General features: G+C 52.1%; 17 protein-coding genes and 1 CRISPR repeat array. Of the genes, 5 read left to right on the top strand and 12 right to left on the bottom strand.

What is annotated here, in order from left to right; translation table 11 throughout:
• Window positions 1–128 precede the first annotated feature (128 nt).
• Window positions 129–3,938: a CRISPR direct-repeat array (repeat unit 30 nt; unit sequence GAGAAAATCAGACCAAAGTGGGATTGAAAA).
• A gap of 115 nt (window positions 3,939–4,053) precedes the next feature.
• The 4 genes from ACXJJA_RS07195 to ACXJJA_RS07180 form a co-directional block, all read right to left on the bottom strand.
• Complete coding sequence (locus ACXJJA_RS07195) at window positions 4,054–4,251, bottom strand: hypothetical protein (RefSeq protein ID WP_456487533.1); 198 nt, start codon at window positions 4,249–4,251, stop codon at window positions 4,054–4,056.
• A gap of 206 nt (window positions 4,252–4,457) precedes the next feature.
• Window positions 4,458–5,639 carry an MFS transporter gene (locus ACXJJA_RS07190; protein ID WP_456487532.1) on the bottom strand — a complete coding sequence of 394 codons (1,182 nt, stop codon included), beginning with the start codon at window positions 5,637–5,639 and terminating at the stop codon, window positions 4,458–4,460.
• Between the two features lie 45 nt (window positions 5,640–5,684).
• Window positions 5,685–6,956 carry a COG1361 S-layer family protein gene (locus ACXJJA_RS07185; RefSeq protein WP_456487531.1) on the bottom strand — a complete coding sequence of 424 codons (1,272 nt, stop codon included), beginning with the start codon at window positions 6,954–6,956 and terminating at the stop codon, window positions 5,685–5,687.
• Between the two features lie 2 nt (window positions 6,957–6,958).
• Window positions 6,959–9,193 (bottom strand): efflux RND transporter permease subunit, encoded by a 2,235-nt coding sequence (locus tag ACXJJA_RS07180; RefSeq protein WP_456487530.1) that lies wholly within the window; start codon window positions 9,191–9,193, stop codon window positions 6,959–6,961.
• A gap of 42 nt (window positions 9,194–9,235) precedes the next feature.
• On the opposite strand from ACXJJA_RS07180, the gene ACXJJA_RS07175 reads away from it, so the two are divergent.
• Both ACXJJA_RS07175 and ACXJJA_RS07170 read left to right on the top strand, forming a co-directional pair.
• The gene (locus ACXJJA_RS07175) at window positions 9,236–9,565 is read left to right on the top strand and encodes a PadR family transcriptional regulator (RefSeq protein WP_456487529.1); all 330 of its coding nucleotides are present in this window, start codon (window positions 9,236–9,238) and stop codon (window positions 9,563–9,565) included.
• A gap of 3 nt (window positions 9,566–9,568) precedes the next feature.
• Window positions 9,569–10,336: a hypothetical protein gene (locus ACXJJA_RS07170; protein WP_456487528.1), complete on the top strand. Its 768-nt coding sequence runs from the start codon at window positions 9,569–9,571 to the stop codon at window positions 10,334–10,336.
• A gap of 196 nt (window positions 10,337–10,532) precedes the next feature.
• On the opposite strand, the gene ACXJJA_RS07165 is transcribed toward ACXJJA_RS07170, so the two are convergent.
• The 5 genes from ACXJJA_RS07165 to ACXJJA_RS07145 all read right to left on the bottom strand — a co-directional run bounded on the left by ACXJJA_RS07165 (window position 10,533) and on the right by ACXJJA_RS07145 (window position 13,949).
• On the bottom strand, window positions 10,533–10,712 hold the full coding sequence (locus ACXJJA_RS07165) for a hypothetical protein (RefSeq protein WP_456487527.1): 180 nt from the start codon (window positions 10,710–10,712) through the stop codon (window positions 10,533–10,535).
• Window positions 10,713–10,744: 32 nt separating this feature from the next.
• Window positions 10,745–10,927 carry a hypothetical protein gene (locus ACXJJA_RS07160; protein WP_456487526.1) on the bottom strand — a complete coding sequence of 61 codons (183 nt, stop codon included), beginning with the start codon at window positions 10,925–10,927 and terminating at the stop codon, window positions 10,745–10,747.
• Between the two features lie 281 nt (window positions 10,928–11,208).
• Window positions 11,209–12,777 (bottom strand): phenylalanine--tRNA ligase subunit alpha, encoded by a 1,569-nt coding sequence (pheS, locus tag ACXJJA_RS07155; protein WP_456487525.1) that lies wholly within the window; start codon window positions 12,775–12,777, stop codon window positions 11,209–11,211.
• A gap of 25 nt (window positions 12,778–12,802) precedes the next feature.
• A complete protein-coding gene (locus ACXJJA_RS07150; protein WP_456487524.1) occupies window positions 12,803–13,522 on the bottom strand; it encodes an A24 family peptidase in 720 nt (239 codons plus the stop codon).
• Between the two features lie 22 nt (window positions 13,523–13,544).
• Window positions 13,545–13,949: a putative zinc-binding protein gene (locus ACXJJA_RS07145; RefSeq protein WP_456487523.1), complete on the bottom strand. Its 405-nt coding sequence runs from the start codon at window positions 13,947–13,949 to the stop codon at window positions 13,545–13,547.
• A 58-nt stretch (window positions 13,950–14,007) separates the two neighbouring features.
• Here ACXJJA_RS07145 and ACXJJA_RS07140 point away from each other — a divergent pair, with 58 nt between their 5' ends.
• Window positions 14,008–15,927 (top strand): hypothetical protein, encoded by a 1,920-nt coding sequence (locus tag ACXJJA_RS07140; protein ID WP_456487522.1) that lies wholly within the window; start codon window positions 14,008–14,010, stop codon window positions 15,925–15,927.
• An 18-nt stretch (window positions 15,928–15,945) separates the two neighbouring features.
• Window positions 15,946–16,584 (top strand): hypothetical protein, encoded by a 639-nt coding sequence (locus tag ACXJJA_RS07135; RefSeq protein WP_456487521.1) that lies wholly within the window; start codon window positions 15,946–15,948, stop codon window positions 16,582–16,584.
• A gap of 40 nt (window positions 16,585–16,624) precedes the next feature.
• Here the strand turns inward: ACXJJA_RS07135 and ACXJJA_RS07130 are convergent, their stop codons facing one another.
• Window positions 16,625–16,864: a hypothetical protein gene (locus tag ACXJJA_RS07130; RefSeq protein ID WP_456487520.1), complete on the bottom strand. Its 240-nt coding sequence runs from the start codon at window positions 16,862–16,864 to the stop codon at window positions 16,625–16,627.
• A gap of 115 nt (window positions 16,865–16,979) precedes the next feature.
• On the opposite strand from ACXJJA_RS07130, the gene ade reads away from it, so the two are divergent.
• Window positions 16,980–18,674 carry an adenine deaminase gene (ade, locus tag ACXJJA_RS07125; RefSeq protein ID WP_456487519.1) on the top strand — a complete coding sequence of 565 codons (1,695 nt, stop codon included), beginning with the start codon at window positions 16,980–16,982 and terminating at the stop codon, window positions 18,672–18,674.
• Window positions 18,675–18,707: 33 nt separating this feature from the next.
• Here ade and ACXJJA_RS07120 read toward each other — a convergent pair whose 3' ends face one another.
• Both ACXJJA_RS07120 and ACXJJA_RS07115 read right to left on the bottom strand, forming a co-directional pair.
• On the bottom strand, window positions 18,708–19,763 hold the full coding sequence (locus ACXJJA_RS07120; RefSeq protein ID WP_456487518.1) for a uroporphyrinogen decarboxylase family protein: 1,056 nt from the start codon (window positions 19,761–19,763) through the stop codon (window positions 18,708–18,710).
• Between the two features lie 2 nt (window positions 19,764–19,765).
• Window positions 19,766–19,941: uroporphyrinogen decarboxylase family protein (locus ACXJJA_RS07115; protein ID WP_456487534.1), on the bottom strand; the 176-nt coding region annotated here is incomplete at its 5' end.

The following is a 19,941-nucleotide window of genomic DNA, read 5'->3' as shown; positions in this document are numbered from 1 at the left end:
AAAAAATTCCCACATGGCGAGTCTGGATTCTTTATATATGGGGACGAGAATCACTGATCCGAGATAGTAAGTTTTATATGGGGCCGCCTCATGACTTTAAACAGAGCGCAGGCAAAAGAAACTTGCCGGAGAAAATCAGACCAAAGTGGGATTGAAAAGAATAACTGTAATAATTGTCGTTCAAATCTTTTATGGAGAAAATCAGACCAAAGTGGGATTGAAAACTCTGCTTCGTAATCAATGAATAAAGTTTCTAAAACGAGAAAATCAGACCAAAGTGGGATTGAAAAACCTGCGCCAACAGTCCTACAAGCTTCGCTCTTATCGAGAAAATCAGACCAAAGTGGGATTGAAAAGCAGATTTGACCGCACGCCTATTCTCATGGTTGGTGGAGAAAATCAGACCAAAGTGGGATTGAAAATACACCGCATCAAAGACACGCCCCTTAAGCGTTATGCGAGAAAATCAGACCAAAGTGGGATTGAAAAATGATTTTTACATGTATGAGCGGGAGGATGGGAAAAGAGAAAATCAGACCAAAGTGGGATTGAAAAAATAAAGGTGCTGCTTTGTCTTGCTCAAATTCTGCTTAGAGAAAATCAGACCAAAGTGGGATTGAAAACCGAGAAGCGGATTGCGACGTCCCAGACGTCCGAGAGAGAAAATCAGACCAAAGTGGGATTGAAAACACACGTTGCATTTGTAGATGAGCCACCTTCCCCGGAGAAAATCAGACCAAAGTGGGATTGAAAAGCAGGGTGCAGCGGCGGCGAGGTGGCGGGCGCCGCGAGAAAATCAGACCAAAGTGGGATTGAAAATGTCGGTGTTTTTTACGATAATCTCAATTACGACTTCGCGAGAAAATCAGACCAAAGTGGGATTGAAAAATGATTCCCAGCCCTAAAATCTCAAGCAGCGCCGTGGAGAAAATCAGACCAAAGTGGGATTGAAAACTGACCTTTCATCTCATCCAGTAGAGCAGCAGGCAGAGAAAATCAGACCAAAGTGGGATTGAAAACAAGCAACGGCTCTTGAAGTGCTAAAATCTTCTCCCGCGAGAAAATCAGACCAAAGTGGGATTGAAAATGTGATTACCGATGCGGGGAAGCGGTCGAAGATTAGCTGAGAAAATCAGACCAAAGTGGGATTGAAAAACCTTCTTGGTGTATGGTGCATACGCCCATGCTTGCGAGAAAATCAGACCAAAGTGGGATTGAAAATGATGCAAAGCACCGTTATCGTTACTGCGTCCATTTTCGAGAAAATCAGACCAAAGTGGGATTGAAAAGCGGTCAAGGTAAATGATGCGTTTGCTGTAATGCTCGAGAAAATCAGACCAAAGTGGGATTGAAAACGGAACGTCCTCGTCGCCCGCCTTTGAAGACTTTGGAGAAAATCAGACCAAAGTGGGATTGAAAACCTAAAGTTCGTTCAGCTCTCCTCCAAACATGTCTTTGAGAAAATCAGACCAAAGTGGGATTGAAAACGATGTCCCGTATCTGCTCGCAGCGGCTGCATCGCAGAGAAAATCAGACCCAAGTGGGATTGAAAAGCATCAATGTCTAGAGTGTCATGAGCACTCTTATTGGAGAAAATCAGACCAAAGTGGGATTGAAAATGTTGAGCCCGAGCCAAAGAACGGGTCAAGGACAACGAGAAAATCAGACCAAAGTGGGATTGAAAATAGGGCAGCCGCAATCGTCATCATGATGCCGTAATTTGAGAAAATCAGACCAAAGTGGGATTGAAAATCGAGCGTTGTAACTCTGAAATCATCCTGCATCTGCGAGAAAATCAGACCAAAGTGGGATTGAAAATAAAAACTATATCCTCTTTAATTTCCTTTTATTTCAGAGAAAATCAGACCAAAGTGGGATTGAAAAATCTATGCCCCAATCAGGGCATCCCCACTCATCGTATGAGAAAATCAGACCAAAGTGGGATTGAAAACCCATCCTTGTTTTCTCCTCCCCGACAATGGGGGTGAGAAAATCAGACCAAAGTGGGATTGAAAATACTTATACTTATCATCTACCTCCAGGTCATGTGTTGAGAAAATCAGACCAAAGTGGGATTGAAAATCTTAGCGCTTTTAAAGATTATTTGCACCCTGTCGCGAGAAAATCAGACCAAAGTGGGATTGAAAATGTGATTACCGATGCGGGGAAGTGGTCGAAGATTAGTGAGAAAATCAGACCAAAGTGGGATTGAAAATTATCCTCGACGGTCTTGAATAGGCTGCTCTTAATCGGAGAAAATCAGACCAAAGTGGGATTGAAAATGTAGGCGTCATTTATGCTCTTTGCCAAATCAGTTAGAGAAAATCAGACCAAAGTGGGATTGAAAAAACGGAAGACGATTGTAGCGGCGTTGATATTAGGCGCGAGAAAATCAGACCAAAGTGGGATTGAAAATCGCGCTACAAAAAAGGCTGTATGCGAGTGCTATCGAGAAAATCAGACCAAAGTGGGATTGAAAATTAGCATTATCGTGAACAGCAAGACGAATAGCCCCAGAGAAAATCAGACCAAAGTGGGATTGAAAACGCCGTCATCGAAAATTATTGTCGCCACCGACCACGGAGAAAATCAGACCAAAGTGGGATTGAAAACAAAATGCACCATCCATATTAGTGGGTCTATCTCGAGAAAATCAGACCAAAGTGGGATTGAAAACGTCCCTCCTTAGCGAATACGTGCAGAATGGGCAGAGAGAAAATCAGACCAAAGTGGGATTGAAAACTGCCTGTTCTCGATTATCCCGGAAAGCTCATAGTTGGAGAAAATCAGACCAAGGTGGGATTGAAAATTGACTGTAAGTATCATAGCCTGTCGGGAAGCCTTTGAGAAAATCAGACCAAGGTGGGATTGAAAACCGCAGGGGCGAAAGTCAGGCGATAAGAGACATCCTGAGAAAATCAGACCAAGGTGGGATTGAAAACTTTTTAAAATATGCATACAACTCTTCTTTTTGCTCGAGAAAATCAGACCAAGGTGGGATTGAAAACCTCTTTAGTCGTGAGCAGGATGGAAGAAAATAACTATGAGAAAATCAGACCAAGGTGGGATTGAAAAGGCTATACTTATCAGTCGGGAGCTCCGAACACCCATCGAGAAAATCAGACCAAGGTGGGATTGAAAACTCGCACATCTCTGCCCATGGGCAAAACTCGCATTCGAGAAAATCAGACCAAGGTGGGATTGAAAACTGCCTTCCTCGTTTAGATATACCCTACAATTTATTTGAGAAAATCAGACCAAGGTGGGATTGAAAACTTCTCCGCCCTTACGACAAGCGCCTCATCCTCAATAGAGAAAATCAGACCAAGGTGGGATTGAAAACAGCATCATGTATGTCGGCGCAAGCTGACCTCCCATGAGAAAATCAGACCAAGGTGGGATTGAAATACGCTTAGCGTCGTTCTTATTCAAAGAGCTAAAAGGAGAAAATCAGACCAAGGTGGGATTGAAATCTGGATAAGCTGAATTGATGTCGTATATTTCAACGTGAGAAAATCAGACCAAGGTGGGATTGAAATTACTTCTTTTTCTGTCTTCGGCTCTAAAGTTTCCGTAAGAGAAAATCAGACCAAGGTGGGATTGAAATCAACAATAGTTTTACGCTCTGGTCTTATCGCAAATGGAGAAAATCAGACCAAGGTGGGATTGAAATCTTCGTAATGAGAACGTCGTATAACTCTAACGCCAAGAGAAAATCAGACCAAGGTGGGATTGAAATCGCTCTAAACAAATCTTGAATCTCTGCATCCACAAGGAGGAAATCAGACCAAGGTGGGATTGAAATCAGCGAGCTTTAAAAAGGCTTCGCTCGTTTCTATCGAGAAAATCAGACCAAGGTGGGATTGAAATGCGGATGCTCCACTATGCCGCCAATGAGCATTATCGTGGAGAAAATCAGACCAAGGTGGGATTGAAATTTATGAAAGGAAGAGCCGGAAAATGTGTCATCAAAGAACTCGCATTCTCGCCCTAAGCAGCATTTATACTCACGCAACGGTTTGTATTTGAGGACGAGCTCGGTGCGACTTGTTTTTATCCTTGAAGAGACTGGGTGAAGCACCAGCGGAGGTAGCGTTCGTCGCCGAGCGCTCTTGCTTTAACTCCATGTGGCAACTCCTTGAGGAAGTCGCGACGCAGCCGCTCCACGATGTAAGCGTCAAGCAGCGAGCTTCGCATATCGTAAAGCAGCGCAAGCTCTTGCTCTAAGAGCTCCTCCAGTCCTTTCCTCATCTTAAACACGTTCCGTGGCACTCATATTGCTCCTTTTCTCAATAGCGCACCAGTCCTTTCCTCATCTTAAACACGTTCCACCGCTCTAAATACTCATCAAGCTCGTCAAGCGTGACCCGTAGCTCCACCCTCTAAAAGTATGACCTACTGAGTTAAGCATGTTAGCACTCTTTAAAGCGGGTTAGCATCGCCCCCTCGACGGTCGCTTACTGCCGCTTCTTTTTCCAGAAAAACAGCAGGAGAGCCGCCAGGAGCGGAAGCGACGCAGCGTATGCGAACGTGGCTTCCGAGCCGAAAACATCCCAGAGGACGCCCGCAACGAGATTTGCGGCTATGGCGGCGAAGCCCGTTGCGGTGTGGTAGGCGCCGAGCGCCGTCCCTCTCAACTGTTCGGAGCAGAGGTCCGAGACGAAAGCCCGCCCAACCCCCTCAGTCATAGCGTAAACAAGCCCATAGAGTGCGAAGAGTATAAGAAGCGTGCGCACACCCACAAATATGAAACCAAGGCTCATGAGCGAGAAAAGGAGGAAGCCGCCGAGCATGATATTCGCCCTGCCAATCCGGTCGGAGAGTGCGCCGAAGGGCTCTGCGAGCGTCGCATACACGGAGTTGTAAAGGACGTAGAGGAGGACAGGCAGGCTGAGGCTGAGCTGCTCTGCGAGCTTCGCCGCTTCGAAGACCTCCCGCGCACGCAGGATGAAAAACATGTAGCTGATGTTGCCTAGCGCAAAGACCATAAGTATCAAAATGAGGGCTTTGAGGTCTGCGGGGAGGCTTTTCAAGCTGAGAGCGAAGCTGCTTTCCAGCCGGCGCTCGCTTCGCACTTCTTTAACGAAGTAGAGGGGGAGGAGGGCGAGGAATGCGAGGAGCGCTGCTGCGAGGAAGATTTGCCGGAAGTCGAGAGCAAAAAACCAAAGGAGAAGGAAAGCGATGATGGAGCCGAGGACAGCGCCGGCGGTATCCATCGCACGGTGCACGCCGAACGCCTTACCGCGAATTTCCATCGCTGCGTACCCAGCAATCATCGCATCCCTAGGCGCAGTCCTGACACCCTTGCCGATGCGCTCCACGACACGTAGTGCTAAAACGTGCTCCCAAATCGTGGCAATCGGGAAAAAGAGCTTTGCGAGCGCAGAGGAAAAATAACCAAGGGCAACAAGCGGCTTCCGCCTGCCAAGTCTGTCCGAGAAGTAACCTGAGAATATTTTAAGAAAGTCAGCGACACTGTCGCCGACGCCGCTGACGAGCCCGACGGCGATGCCGCTGCCGCCGAGCGCCACGATGAACAGCGGAAGCAGCGGCAGAATCATCTCACTGCTGACGTCAGTGATAAAACTGACTAAGCCGAGAAGGAGGACGCCGGTGCTAACTTTTGCAGCAGTTCCCATGCGTTTCCCCCATCCATTATTTACTTTTACGACTTTGTGGAGCCGTCATTTCCTCCTAACAACGACGTAGGCAATGGCGACGACGATGGCGACTGCGAGGACGACGAACGCCACCCGCAGGTATCTTGTGGTCTTTGGCAAACCTGGCAGGACTTCGACTGGGACACTCTTATAAAAAGTATAAACGTTGTCGTCTCCAACTTCGGGGTCGCCGCTGCACCGTATTCTGATATCGAGGAAGTAAATTTTAGATGTGGCGTCATCCAGAACCTCGAAGCTAAGGCAGGCGACGCCGCTCTTCCCGACGTCGAGGTCGCCAACGTAGTCGCTGCGGTCTTCGAAGTCGAAAGGCTGCTCCGCCTTCCTTATGGCGGCGACATCAACGAACTTCGCATTCTCGGTGCCGACGTTCTTTACTTCGACGTAGAGGGTAACAGTGTCACCCGCCCGCACCGCCGCAGGCTCTGTTTTAATGTCAACAATCTCAAACTTCGGCTTCGGCTCCACGAATATCTGAATGTCCTTCGTCTCCTCCTCCCATTCGTCATCAACTCTGTAAGTGAGTTTCAACGGCAGTGTATGCTCGCCCGCTGTAACGTCCTCGGAAACGTCTATGCGGAACGTAGTCTGCGCCCTTACGCCCGGCAGCAGCTTCCCGATATATGCGACGGTCGTCTGCGACGCCGACGGCTCGAAGCCTTCGCCGCAAATAAGCTCCGCCTTTACATCCTCCGCGGAAGCCTCGCCGCTGTTCTCAATCCAAACTTCGACGAGGACGTTCTCGTAGCCGGGACGCACCTCGCTGCCATATTCGCCGTGCTTCACGACGACACTTGCAACATTAAGCGTGGGCGTGCCCTCGACACGCAGCGAAAGCGTGGCGAAGCTGAAATGCCCCGGCTCGCAAATACGCCCGACACCCGTGACGTAGTAACATTCCTCCCAAGTGATGTTCACAGGCAAGACATAAGTGCCTTCGAGCGCACCATCCCGAACGTGCACTGCAAGTTTGATTTCCTTCTCGCTCCAGCCGCTCAGCCCAATGATATTGACGGTGCTCACGCCGACGACGCTCACGGTGCCGGTGGGGTCGGGCGAGAATGCGAGCATGACGTTACGAGCGTCCCTGTCGCCGTTGTTCTTTATAACGACCGTTAGCTCGTAAGTATCACCTGGATGCAAGACCTTTGGATGCACGTCTTCAATCGTCACGAAGGACGTTTGCGCCGTCGCTACTGCAAACAACGTAAGAGATGCCGCTAAGACCACGAACACCAATGCTGTTGCCAACTTTCTCATTTTTACTTCCAACTTCATACTTACACCTCCCCCGTTTTCATCATATTCCTCCTTCCAGCAAATACAAGGACCGTCGGGACGAACACGACGGCGGCGAAGAAACAGAAGAAAATGGCGGTTGCAAGGACGATGCCCAAGTCGCCGATCATCGGGATTCTTGCGGAGACGAGCGCAAGGAAACCTGCAATCGTAGCTGCGGCTGCCGCCCAGAGCTCACGACCGACACCCCCGACCGCCCTCTGGACGGCGGCGTCCGGCGAGCGCCGCAGCTCCTCGCCGTAGCGATGCGTGATGTGGATGCCGAAGTCTATACCGAGCCCAGCGGTCATCGCAATCACGCCGGTCATGTGCATGCCGAATGGAATGCCAGCGAGTCCCATCATCCCGAACGTCCAAAGCGTCGCAAGCACGACAGGCGTGAGCGAGAGCAAACCCTTGAACGGCGACTTGAAGTAAAAAATGGCAATGAGCGTGACGAGCGTCACGCCAATCATACTAATTCTCCGCAGGTTTTCCTGTCGTAGCGGCTCCATTTCATACATCCCGTAGGGGTCTCCGTAGATGCGTAGCTCAACACCTTCGGGCAGCGGCACGGCATTCATCGCTTCCAGAAAACGCTCCGAAATATCAATGTCACGCTCACGACTCCTTGGATAAGAAAGACGGGCAGTGATGAGAGCATAGCGGAAATCCTCACTGACGTCCGCGTTGTTGGGATTCAGCACTGTAGCAACATCCTCTTTCGAGGATGGGATGTAGCCGTAAACCTGCTTCACCTCATCCACAGGGCTCGTGACATCGACAACCCACTTTTCAGTCGCTATCCTCTTTTGAAGAGCATCCATCGCCTTTAAAACCTCGGGGTCTCGCACGTCCTCTGCCTCCACGAGAATCATCATCGTGTCTATACCTCCAAACTCGTCCTCGACCTTGTGATACGCCCGTATCACCGGCAGGTCGCTCGGCATCATCCGCTCGTATGACTCCTCGATTTTCAGCATGCTAATCCCATAGAACGAAACGAGTGTCAGCACTATGAGAAAGACGGCGATGACGTAAGGGCGGCGAGCCTCGAAGCCGCCGAGCGCGTAAAGGAAGCGTTCTGCGAGCTTCACAACACCTCTCATCTCTGCGCCCTTCACGAGGCTGCCCCGCCGCTCAAGCACGTATATTACGGAGGGCAACAGTATGATCGCCGCTAAAAACGAGTATATCAGCCCGAAGGAAAGGGATGCGCCGAGTTGCCGAACGATAGGCGAATTTCCAGCCAGCATGGATGCGAAGCCTGCGAGCGTCGTCCCCATCGCTGCTGTTAGTGCGGCGCCGGTCTCCGTTAGTGAGATGTGAATGGCGTCCTCCACGTTTAAACCGCGCTCCCGCTCTTCGATGTAGCGTCCGAGTATGTGAATGGCATAGCCGATGCCGACGCCGAGCGTCAGCGAGCTGACCGTCGCCGTCACAATATTCAGCGGGATCCCGAGGTAGCCCATGCTGCCGAGCGTCCACGAAACGCCGAAAATCATCGGCAACAGCTGAAGGATGCCGAGGCGTACCGAAAGATAAGCAGAGACCAGAATTATGAAAATGAAGAGCAGAGACACCGTAGAAGTCTGTTTGTTGACCTCATTTATCAGCTTCGAAATCTCGTAAATCATCGAGGGCAAGCCCGTGAGATACACCTCGACACCACTCGGAAAGGAAGCTTGTGAGATGTCCTCCTCGACGCACCTCTGAAGCTCGCTGGCAGAAACGTCGCTCATCCCGGCATCCGTCCAGAACATGACGGTCGTGGCGCCAAAATCCTTAGAGATGAGACCTTGGAAGCTCTCGTCACTCAGGAATGTATGGAGAAGCTCCTCGTCCCTTGGGATTTCGCCGCCGAAAGCCGCTTTGACGGCGTCGACAACGCTGAAAACTCTGTAAACGTGCTCTTCTGTGTGGAGGCGTTGTTCGAGTCTGTCTATCGCTTCGAGGACGAGCGGGTCCCTGATGTCTTGGACCGCCTGCGGGTCGTCCGACGGGACGACCTTCACGAGCACGACGCCGATGTCGCTGCCGCCGAACTCCGACCTTATGAGCTTGCCGGTCTGGACGGATATCATGTCCTGTGGCATCCACTTCTCCATGTTCGACTCGGTGCTGAGGAGCGTGATGCCGTTCGCCGCAATTATCGTGAAGAGAAGACACACGAGGATGACAATTATGGAGTATCTCACCGTAAGCGTTGCAACGCCGCTGAGCACCCTTTTGAGCATGCCGCTCAATATTTATGATAGCGACATATATAAGTTTTTGACATGTTGAGTGAGCGGCTGCCGTCGGGCTTTTTCAAGTTTCACGTCTTGCGGCTACTAAGCGAACGTCCAATGTATGGCTACGAGCTCATGAAGGTGCTGGAAGAGAAGCTCGAAATGCGGGTGAGCCAGAGCATCGTGTATCCGATACTGCACGAGCTTGAGCGCCGAGGGCTGGCGGTGGGCGAATGGCGACGCTGCGGCGACGGAGGCGGCAAGGACGGGAATAAAAGGCGGCACCGAAAATACTACAGGCTGACGAGGCGGGGAGAAGAAGAATTGCAGCGTTTAACAGAGAGGTTGCTGAAGTTTTACAAAATACTGTTCGAGTAGCTGATGCCGAGAAAGATGTTGACGCTCGAAGATGCTCACAAGCTGAACCCGAAACTTAACTCTGAGCTTTTCTTCCCGGCGCCGCAAGACGTGCTTTCCGCAATAAAGGGGAATCGCATCGTGAGACGGTGGCTGGAATTTGTTGCGGAGCGCCACGAGGCGCCGCCCGCCATGCTCTTATTACTCGTGCCGTGCGATGCGAAAAAGCCGTATGAACCGCCGAGGAGCGAGCTTTTCAAGCGGCTCTTGGACATTGAACGCCGCATTAACGGCGCTGAGACGGCTACGAAGCTGAGGACGACCGCCACCTCGCTACATACTCGAGCGCAACCACGAAGGTCAAAACTACGCCTTTACATGTGCGCGGTTTCTGAGCCTTTGGCGTTGGAGCCTCGTGAGTTTTGGGACTTCACGTGGCGGATTGACGACGAAACCGTGAATCTCGTTTACGATGCGCCATTCTTTCCGTGGATTGAGCGTTATGGCTACAAATGGGATGAAAGCATTGCGGAGGAGGTTTGGCGGATTCTGAACGGCGTCGTCCGCCGCTGGCTCGCCCGCAACCGCTCTAAGTTTGAAAACGTGCTGGCGTTCGCATGCCCGAGCTCGGGTTACCGCCGCATCCTGAGCAGTGTCGTTACGAACTTCGTGCCATCCGAATGCCCCGAAGTCAAGGAAACCTACGAGGAGAACGTGTCAAGGGTTTATACGCAAAACGCCGTTTGGAGCGAGTTTTTGAATGCCCTCAGGCGACTCAACATGCTTAAGTGACAGCGGCTGGTGCTTGACCAGCAATAGCTAAAGGAGAAATATGGGAGGAATTATGAGAACTTCCATGATGCCACGTCCTCAGCGATGACAGCACCTGTGGCAGGGTCGAGCAACTGGAAATGCCACGTGTAGGCCCCCTTGGGGATGCTTGGCAGCCTGAACCTAAAGACTATGAGGCCACAAAGACCGTCGCCATTTAGGTCGCCAGCAGACAGGCTCCGAATACGTCCAGCCGTCGGTCGCTCACGTAAGCGAGAACGGAACGCCACTCGACGAAGCCGTCGCTACCTCGCAGAATTATGAGGATGCAGTCGCCACCGTCCATGACATCCGAGACCGCTTCAAAAACTCCATCACCGTTCAGGTCTTCCGTCATGTATGCGTGCGGAACCCCCGGAATGTGTGATTTCAAAGCTCGGCAACCTCACCTGAAAGCATTACCTTTGTTGCCCCAAGCGGGATTGTAAGAGCGGTAAACGGCGACGGTGGGAACGCCCCGTCACCGTGCCGCTCAACTACGAACGCAAGCACGTCGTGGATGTCACATTCGGGTGCGCAGCCTTCACCATTGTAATAGCAACGACACGACACACACCGCCAGTGCCGACAGCAGCGCAACCAGCCCCAAGGCTGTCACATGTCGCATGCTCTCACCAAGGTGAACTCCTCCACCCTAGGAGCTTCTCCGACTGTGCCTTCATAGCGTCGGGGGACTCCAGCACGGAACCCCTTTACAGAGACCTCGGTCCCAGAGGCGTCCCCGACGAAGAAATGTGTCACCAAAAGCATATATAATTTGCGGGCTTTCACCCTCCCTTTCGGAAGGGGACTTCTCGCCCGCATTGGTTAAAAACGGCTCACTTATAAAAGTATTAACACTTAGACGCCGGAAACTCCCTTAACCATCTGATGTCGGGCTGGTAAAGCTTTCTAATGTCTTTGAGTCCAAGAACGAGCATTGCGAGGCGTCCGACGCCGAGCCCCCACGCCAGCACTGGGTGCTTTATGCCGAGCGGCTTTGTGACCTCTTCTCTGAAGATGCCGGCGCCGCCGAGCTCCACCCAGCCGAGCCCCTCCACGTAAACCTCAGATTCGACGGAGGGCTCCGTGTAAGGAAAGTAACCCGGGCGGAATCTAACGCTCTCAAAACCCATCTTGCGGTAAAATGTGGAGAGGCAGCCGAGAAGGTTTTTAAAGGAAACGCCTTCGTCGAGCACGATCCCCTCGAGTTGATCGAATTCTGGGATGTGTGTGGCGTCCGGCGTCTCCCGGCGGTAAACCCTGTCAATGCAAAAGACCTTGACCGGCGGCTCCGGATGCTCTGCCAAGTATCTGATGGTGACCGCCGTGGTATGTGTTCGTAACACGCAACGCCCCGCAACCTCCTCGCTCCAGACGCCGCCCCAGCCCGTCGAAATCCCGCCGCCACTCTCATGAATTTCCTTCACTTTTTTGATGAGTTCAAGGCTTGCTGGCGCCGCCTCTTCCTCAAACGGCAAGTAGAAAGTGTCCTGCATCTCTCTGGCGGGGTGATCTTGCGGCACGAAAAGCGCGTCGAAGTTCCAGAACGCCGGCTGGACGACGTCGCCCTTTATCTCAACAAAACCCATCTCCACGAAGATGCGGCGGATGCGCTCCAGAATCCGCTGGTAGGGGTGGATTTTCGCCACGTAAATACGAGCGGCGGGCACGCTCACGTCGTAACTCCGGAACTTCCTGCCCCGCCACGCCCCCGTCATCAGCAGCTCAGGCGTCAGCCTCGTTACCTCCTCTTCAACCGTCACGCCGCTCTCCAAAAGCTGCTTGCCCTTCTCTGTTAGGAGAAGCCGCCGCCGCCTCACCTCCGAAACCTCCACCAAGTTCCGTCGCCTTAGCACCTTCACAACGTTGTCAAGCTCATCCAGCGGCATTTTCAAACGCTTCACAAGTTCCTCGCTCCGCACGGCGCCAAACTCGCTTAAAGCTTTCAAAACTCGCTCGTCGTCGCCCTTCAGTGGCTCGCTTTCTACTATAGGCACCAACGTCTTGCCGCCGCCTCCAGCATCGGATACGACGCCCCAGCCCTTCCGCACCAGCCAACCAATCGCTATCTTCGCCCGCTTCCCGAGCGCTGCGCCCACTTCTTCCAAGCTCACATTCTTTTGCTTGAGCAAGAGTCTCAGGAGCCTACGCTCTGGTAAATCCTCCGCTACATACCGCCGCCCCTCCTCTGTAAGCCCGTAGAACGTTTCTTTCTCCTCTTCTACCTTAATAAGTCCCTTTTGCGCTAACAGAAATGCTGCTTGCGTCGCCGCAGCCTCGTTCAAACCGCCTGCTTCCGCAACTGCTCCCAAGTATTCGCTTCCGCCGAGCTTCCCCAACGCCGTTAAAATCATGCATTCGTTCGCAGACAACTCGCTCGCACGCTCGTTCCCACCCACGCTAACAGCCCCCTTCTCCACAGGTTCGCCGACGTCCTAATAAATACTATGTTAAGAGGTTGAAGACTATGTCGCCGTAAGCAGCAGCGATAAAAAAGCCGACGGTCAGGTAAACGAGAAATGGCATTTGCGGCGTCACCCACGCTTCCGAGAGCCCACTCCGCTCCAAAAGCTTCAATACCCCCTCTGACGGCTCAATGCCGCCCCACACGTATCTCAGTTCGTATCCGCTCACCGCTCCGCTACCTTCGCCCGCGCCGCCAAAGCTTCGCAACTCGTGCATCAGCTTAATGTGTTTCTTCGCCCGCAGCTCCGAAACTTTAACTTTGTAACCGAGAAACATCAGCGGCGAAAAATTCCCTTTGAACGCGTTGTAGAAGAACAGGACGAGCGGCGTGGAAAGCGAGAGAATTAAAGCGTTGGTCAACACGCTCAGCACAAAAACGTTCAGGGGCGGCACGCTCGCTGCGAACGCTGGAAAGCTCGGAAGAAGAACAGAGATTGCGAGAAGCGCCTTTGCATCCGCACCGCCAAAGTTCAACAATAAGAGCAAAAGCGCAAGGACGGAGGCGGTCAGCACCGACCTTAAAACCTGAAACGGCTGGAGAACGCCGTAAGAAAAATCAAGAGCTAAAAAGGCAACGCCAAACGCCGCCATGAGCGCCCAAACTGCATCTGAGATCTCCCGCGTCTTCACGTCGACGTAGCTGGCGTAGAGTAGCAATGCACCGCCCACGCAGAAACGCAAAAGCTCTAACTCTGACATCCTGATTCCGCCCTGCGTCTAATCAGAATTGCATCAGCTCTTCCACACACTTCTTGATGGCGTCCACCACACGCCTTACGTCCTCGTCGGTCGTATGCGTCAGCTTACTTGACTCTTCCAGACGGTCTTCAGATAAGCCAACGATAAGCTCTCTTGCAGGTTCGACCCTGACGAATCGCTGCAACAGCTTCTTGGCGCACTGATAGGGGCAGCCATCTACGGTGATGACCTTCTGCTTCCGCAATTTCTTCTCAAAAGCTGCAGCCTTCCCGCCTATGAACGCCACCGTCAGCTCCACGATGCCAAGCGCCTCGCAGACGTCAGGAAGCTCCCTCTCGGAAACTATGGCGGAAGCGACCCTCGCCGCCTGCCCTGGAATGTTGAACCCCGAACACGGAAAAAGACACACAGGCTTAACCTCTCCCATAATCCAACTTTGAGAGAAACAAATAAAATTTTTATGTGCACTTCTCCTCAGATTCTTGATGCTCCTCGCCGCTCTTTTCATGACAGCCGCCCTCGTTTTCGGCCACTTCGTAGGCTTGGCTGCGGGATTCAGAAGAAAGCTCGAAACGACTGCATTTAGCATAACTTTCGGCATGCTCTGCGCGTCTTGGCTCGTCTTTTTATTCTCGCTGCCTCTTGGTTTTTCGGAAACGTCGATCTGCGCCACAATCTTCATTCTTCTGCTGCTTTCCGCAGCCCTAAAGCGTTACGTGTCGCTAAGCGATGCTGAAGAGGACGAAAGAGTCGGCAGCGTTTCCGTAATCGCCGCAGCCGCGATATTTTCAATATTTGCATTTTTAAACCTCACGACGGTATTCGTAGAGGGCAGTGATGGCGTTTATATGATGGAGGATGCGTGGGCGGACCACGGGCTTCATATCCATATCATAACCTCATTCGTATACGGCAAGGACTTTCCACCGCCATATCCCGTGCTCGTGAACACGCCGCTCGCCTACCCGTTCATGGCAGATTTCATTTCCGCCATTTTCTTGAAGCTGGGGTTTAGCCTCAGAGCGTCTCTCGTCGTTCCGAACTTATTTTTAAGCCTTGCTTTGGTCTCGGTCTGCTTGCTCTTCGCAGAAGAGGTTCTTAGCCCGCTTGGAAAGCGGCGAGCACCCGCAACTGCGATGAGGGCGACTGCCCTCTCCCTCCTGCTCTTTTTTCTCAACGGCAACGCCGGCTGTTTCTACTTCTTTAAGGATGTTCTGCTGGGCTGTGCAAATCCGCTCCTGCGGGACTATTCGCATTTAGAGACGCACTCGTTGCATTTTGAAAACGCCATCGAGCACTTCTTCATATCGCAGCGGGGCTTCCTCCTCGGCTTTCCCACGGCGTTCCTCGCACTCACTCTGCTCTTCCGCAGCACTCGAAGCGACACCGAGAACGCCCGAAATATGCTGCTCGCAGGCGTCCTTGTAGGGCTGCTCCCCTTCGTTTATATCCATTCCTTCTTGGTCGTCGTTTTCGTTGCATCCTTCTTGTTCGTTCTGGAGGCAGCTAAGGGCGTGACGCAGAAGCGTCAGCGTTCAAACGGTAGCTTGAGCCGCTGGCTTTATTTTTTCCTGCCGGTGCTCGTTTTAGGCATGCCGCAGATTCTCTGGATGAGTTGCGCCGTGCAGAAGGAAAATTTCATCCGCCTACAACTCGGTTGGGCGCTAGAAAACGCTGGCAGCCTCTCAAGAACGCTCTGGTTCTGGATAAAAAATGTTCCGGTGGCGCTGCTAGCCATTCCCGGCTTCCTCCTCGTCGAGAGACGCTTTAAAATTTTTTACGTCCCCTTCCTTCTGCTTTTCGTCGTTGGGAACATCGTGAAATTCCAACCTAACCCCTGGGACAACAACAAGATTTTCCTGCACTGGCTCTTCGTCACCGTTGTGCTCGCCGCCGCGTTTTTAGTAGAGCTTTCGAGGCTACGTTCCGGTGTTTTGTTCTCTGCGGTGCTCGTGACGCTCTGCACGCTCTCCGGCGTCCTAAGCGTGGTCTACGCCAGCAACGCTTACCTCTTTTATTCAAATGCGGAGCTAGAAGTTGCGGAATGGATAAAAGCAAACACAGAGCCCGGCTCGCTGTTCCTCACGGGCTTTTCGCACAAGCATCCGGTAGCGCTGACGGGGCGTCCCGTGGTGATGGGCTGCCGTGGTTGGCTCTTCTCGCATGGCATGCCGTTCCAAGAGGTTGAAAAGGACGTTAGAGAAATTTACAGGAGTGGCAGCATGTCCTTGCTGGCGAAATACGGCGTGCGCTACGTATTCGTCTCCGCATACGAAAAGGAATTGATGCAAGATGCTGATAGCTTTTCGCAGCTTGAATTAGTTTACGACGAACAAAATTTCAGAATATACAAAGTCCCCCCTCCTACTGCGTGGAACAGCAATGCTCTTATAAAAAGAGAATAACTCTCGGATGTGGATAAGATGGAAAAGAGTGATTGGCGATTAATCTCGGCAGTGTTCATTGCTACAACCATTCTGTTTGCAACACTTACTGGTTACTACCTATACAAGGCGAAAAAGTTAGAAAGGTATGTAGAGATTCCCAGAATCCCGTTGGAAGTTCAAGAGCTAAAGCTTATGGACATCTGGGAGGGCATCGTGAAATACGCTGACATCAACAAGTCGGAAGCAAACATAGGCTCTCTGCTACTTGAAGTGGATAAGAAGGGGAACGTGGAGGCGTTCATGCTGGAGTTCTGGGCTAAGAACCGAGGTTATAAATATTTCCATGTCGAGAGCGGAGAGGACGGGATGCTGCACATCTGCTCTTACGCTATGGAGAACATTGAAGTAACGCTTAGTCCCGAGAAGATTTTCAAAGAAATGGACGGATTTGGGCTTGTAAATTTCCTTAGGGACTGCAAAGGCGGCATGACAATCTACGGCAGCGTGTTGCATGGGAGCGCTCAATACGATGGCAAATATGTTCCCATATATTTACTGGAAGATGGCGAGCGCAAAAGCCTTCCAGAAATAGATTTTCATTCGTGGGACATACATTTCCCAATAAAGGTTTTTGAAAAGGAGGGAGAAAACACAACAATATACTTCATCGAATAAGTTGAAAGGAAACTGGGATATACTCTGACTTATCTGCTCGTTATTCGCCAGACGTTGCGTAAATCTCGTAAGGCATTATTTTTTTGTTTACTCTCTTCTTGCCTTTCAGCTTATTTATCAAGTCTGCTGCCTTCTCTTTTTTCTTATGCGTCTCTAACCTCGCAGCAAGTGCCGCAAGCTCTTCCTTCTTCGTATGTTCGTATTCCTTCTCCTCAGCCTTCTTCTCCTCAACCTCTACTACTTCTTCCTCTTCTACTTTTGCATGAAAAACAGAATTCAAAATTCATCCCTCCATAGAGTGCGTTCTCGCTCCATCTTAACCCGTATAAACTAAGGAATACTTTGTATAAATAACTTATGGCAATTTAAAGAATTTGTTTCTATGAGTGGTTGATATGAAACTTATAGACGTGGCTCTGGGCGAAGAGAGCGCCGACCTCGTGATAAAGGGCGTGAACGTCGTCAACGTGATGAGTGGTGAGATTCACGAGGCGGACATTGCCGTTTGCGACGGCAAAATAGCCGGCTTGGGAAAGTATTCAGGCAGGGAAGAAATGGACGCAAGAGGGTTTTATGCCGTTCCGGGCTTAATAGACGGGCACACGCACATTGAGATGAGCATGCTCTCTGTCTCCGAGTTCGCCCGTGTCGTCGTTCCGAGAGGGACGGCGGCGGTTGTTGCCGACCCGCACGAGATTGCGAACGTGCTCGGCGTAGAAGGCGTTCGCCTGCTCCTTGAGGAAGCGAAACGCACGCCGCTTAAGGTCTTCTGCATGGCGCCGTCCTGCGTGCCGGCGACATCCCTCGAAACGGCAGGTGCGGAAATAGGCGTCGCTGAGATTCAAGAGCTCCTCAAGACAGCGGGGGTGCTCGGCGTTGCGGAGATGATGAATTTCCCCGGCGTCCTCTCTAAGGATGAAAGTGTCCTTGCGAAGATTGCTGCCGCTCGTGCGCTTCGGCGTCCGGTGGACGGGCACGCTCCTTTACTGAGTGGGAAGGAGTTGAACGCTTACGTCGCCGCCGGAATAAGGTCTGACCATGAAAACACGAGTTACGAGGAGGCGCTTGAAAAGCTGCGTCTTGGGCTGCGGGTGATGGTGCGAGAGGGCTCTGCCGCAAGGAATCTCAAATCGATTGCACCTCTGCTCAGAGAAAAGGACGGACGGAACTTATTGCTCGTCACTGATGGCGACCGCACGCCTAAAGACTTGAAGGAGCAAGGTTATCTGGATTACGTGCTGCGAAGGGCGATTGAAGAGGGAGTTGACCCTGTGCGGGCGGTGCAGATGTGCACGATTAACGTCGCCGCCTATTTCGGGCTTGACGTTCATCCGGGCATCGGGGCGTTGACGCCGGGCATGGTCGCGGATATCGTTTTGCTGCGGAACTTGGAGCGTTTCGAGGTTGAGCGGGTTATAATTGACGGGAAACCGATTTCGCCCGCAAGCTTCAAAACGATGTTTAAATACCCGGAACACGCGACAAAAACTGTCCGCATCAAAGAAGTGACGCCTGCGGACTTCCACATAGATTTGAACGGCAGGAGGAAAGTTAGGGTCATAGGGATTATTGAAGGGGAAATTTTGACCGACGAGATAATCAAAGAGGTAGAAGGCGTGGATGTGGACGCCGACGTTTTGAAAATTGCGGTGCTGGAGCGGCACGGACGCACCGACGGGAATATCGGCTTGGGCTTCGTTTACGGCTTCGGGCTGAAGCGGGGCGCAGTTGCGTCCTCAGTAGCCCATGACTCTCATAACATCGTAACGGTCGGCACGAATGACGAGGATATGGCGTTGGCGTGCAACCGCCTTCGGGAGCTCGGCGGCGGGATTGTCATCTGCGACCGCCGCATCGTCGCGGAGCTCCCGTTGCCCATTGCCGGACTCATGAGCTACAAGCCGCTCGAAGAAGTTATCTCAAGGCTCGAAGCGTTGGAAAAAAGTGTAAGGAAGTTGGGTTGTAAGCTGCGCTCGCCGTTCATCACGATGTCGTTCCTCGCACTCCCCGTCATCCCAAAGCTTAAAATCACGGACAAGGGGCTCGTGGACGTCGAAGCTTTCAAGCTCGTAAGCCTTGTCGTAGGATGAACATTGTTCGAACCAAATACAACGGTATGCCTGCTACTTCTTAGCGAGTCTGGCGAGGTGCCCATATTTCTTAGCCGCATCCACCATCGCACGCATGTTTGCGAGCGGCGTCTTCGTCCCGAAACCGCACCCCGGCGCCAGCACGTCTATACCCTCTTCTATCGCCGTCTTTGCTTGTTCCATCACATCCTCTGGGCTCTTCTTTATCAGCGTGTGCAACTGGTCCAGTCCGCCGACGAGCGCCACACGGTCGCCGACGAGCTCACGTGCCTCCCGCACGGGAATCATCTGCGGCTCCGGGATGGACAATCCGTGAGCGCCGAGACTCGCAAGCTCGTTTATTATCCGCCTTGGATCTGAGCAGTGGTGCGCAACCATGTAAACGCCCATCTTCCGTATTTTGCCTGCGACCTCTTTGTCTATGGGGAAGAAGACCTCAGGATACTCTTTCACCCTGCTGGAAATGCCAACGTTGTAGAAGATGACGTCGGCGCCGGCGTCCACGACTGCCTCAGCGAATGCGAGACTCATCTCGCTTACTTTTTTGGCAAGCTTCACCGTGTCATCTATGTTCGTCTTCACCCACATCATCACCTTCATTATGTCAACCAAAGCACCACCGAGCGACATCGTCGCCGGCGCTATCACCATGACAGTCAGCGGCAGCTTTGCGGCGTTGCACTTCGGCTTCAAAATCTCAATCGCCTTTAACACCACAGACGGCAACTCCGCATCTCTCGGGTCTGGAATTTCCAGCTTGTCTATGTCCTCTGGGCTCTTTATTGGAACTTCTTCAACCATGGGCTGCGTGTCTTTCTTCCACTTGTAAAGCTTTGTGCCAAGCGCACTCGCCTCGGTATAAACAATAAAAGGAATTCTGATGCCTTCGAGTCCGGCATGTTCGAAAGCTGCCCACGCCAGCTTCGCCATCTTCTCAGCGTCCTTATGCGCCTCCGGGAAGAAGGCGCCGCTCGCCTCCATCAGCTCGACCGTCCCGGTCTGCGTAATCCCCGGACACGGCGCCCGGTCCACCGGATTCTGGTCTAAAGCGGCAAATAGCCGCTCCCTATAATTCATCTCATCTCCCATTTTTACGCCCCCGAAGCGAGTCTGGCGAGGTGCCCATATTTCTTAGCCGCATCCACCATCGCACGCATGTTTGCGAGCGGCGTCTTCGTCCCGAAACCGCACCCCGGCGCCAGAATGTCCGTCCCCGCCTCTATACACGCCTTCGCCTCCGCCATGACCTCCTCAGGCCCCCTCTTTA

This window comes from Candidatus Alkanophaga liquidiphilum (assembly GCF_053996935.1).
Note: the sequence above shows the minus strand (reverse complement) of the source record. Positions and strands in the feature narration are given on the sequence as shown.